The sequence below is a fragment of the Yersinia rohdei ATCC 43380 genome, assembly GCF_000173775.1.
Classification (GTDB): Bacteria; Pseudomonadota; Gammaproteobacteria; order Enterobacterales; family Enterobacteriaceae; genus Yersinia; species Yersinia rohdei.
Genome location: NZ_ACCD01000074.1, coordinates 1 through 1,440 on the forward strand (window position 1 = coordinate 1; position 1,440 = coordinate 1,440).

Genomic DNA, 1,440 nt, shown 5'->3' on the forward strand with positions numbered 1-1,440 from the left:
CCGCCATATTAAAGTCGCTAACAGGTTAATATGCCTTTAGCTGCAAGTTGTTGTAATAGCAAATTGTTGTAATAGCAAGTTGTTGTAAAAGTAAATTATTGTAATAGCAAGTCAGCGGCAATCGAGAATAATCCTGGTGTTTCTCCCCAAGGCCTATTATTCAGATTGCCGTTTTTTTTATTTTTGTTCTGTCCCCATCCTGACATTTTTATATTCCCCTGAAGACACCGTCAAAATTTAGCAAGGCGCAAACCGTTATTACCCTCTATCAATAACACAGCCACTTTGTTGCAAATTTGTTATACCGCCATTCAACATCGCATGTTACAACCTATTTTATATTTCATCATCAAAGACATAATCCTCAGAGAGATAAAATATGAAACCCTATATTAGTGCATTCTTATTAATATTTTGTTGTGACTCAGGATTTGCAGAACCCTTAATTGTCGCTCATCGGGGAGGAACCGCAGATCACCCTGAAAATACCAAACATGCCATAAATATGGCATTACATAATGAAGCAGATATCCTTTGGTTGAGTATCCAATTCAGTAAAGAGGGTATTCCTGTGCTGTATCGCCCTAGTGACCTTAAAAGCCTCACGGATGGGAGTGGCCTGGTATCTGATTTTACGTGGGAGGAATTACAGCAATTAGATGCCGCATATCACTTTAAGATTCAAGACCAATATATTTATCGGGGGCAAGGGATAACCATACCTTCATTGCAGCAGATTATTCAGTCCTATCCAGACACGAGATTTATTCTTGATATTAAATCGCCGGATGCAGACCCGGTTATCATGGCCGAAATTCTCGACAAACTCATAAAAGAGACACAATCTCTTGAGAGGATTACCTTCTACTCGACGGAGAGTAAATACCTGGCAGAGCTGCCAAAATATATTAATAAATACCAACCCCGAAATTTAACGCGAAAAATACTCACCAATGCCATTATGGCAAATGACTGCAAAATAACTAAAAAGTCCGAAAGTAACTTAGCTAACAATACAGATATGCATCACGCTTTTGAATTAAAACGCGATGTCAGAGTTGTTGAAAAATTTACACTCGGCAGAGGCAGTTCACGGGCACAATTGGTCTGGAATCAGCAGGCCATGAGCTGTTTTAAAATAAACAATGACACCAAAATTCTTTTGATAGGTATCAATTCCTACGCAGATTACCAATTAGCTAAATCCTTGGGTGCGGATTACGTCATGGTTGATTCGCCGTCTACCGCTAAACATTGGCGCTGACCAAGGGGCTCTTTAATCAATATGGATATTAATAACAAGTGACGTTAAATAAACAATAATTGCCGTTGATTCATACTATATGGATGGAGAATAACCAGTTAACAATCAACAAATAAATACTGCTTGACCATCAGGCCGCCGGTCACTATAGTACCGCCCCGTTGCAGTGCATAGCG

1 protein-coding gene is annotated in these 1,440 nt (G+C 39.3%); it reads left to right on the top strand.

What is annotated here, in order from left to right:
- Positions 1–379 precede the first annotated feature (379 nt).
- A complete protein-coding gene (locus YROHD0001_RS00095) occupies positions 380–1,264 on the top strand; it encodes a glycerophosphodiester phosphodiesterase family protein (protein ID WP_004716947.1) in 885 nt (294 codons plus the stop codon).
- Positions 1,265–1,440 lie beyond the last annotated feature (176 nt).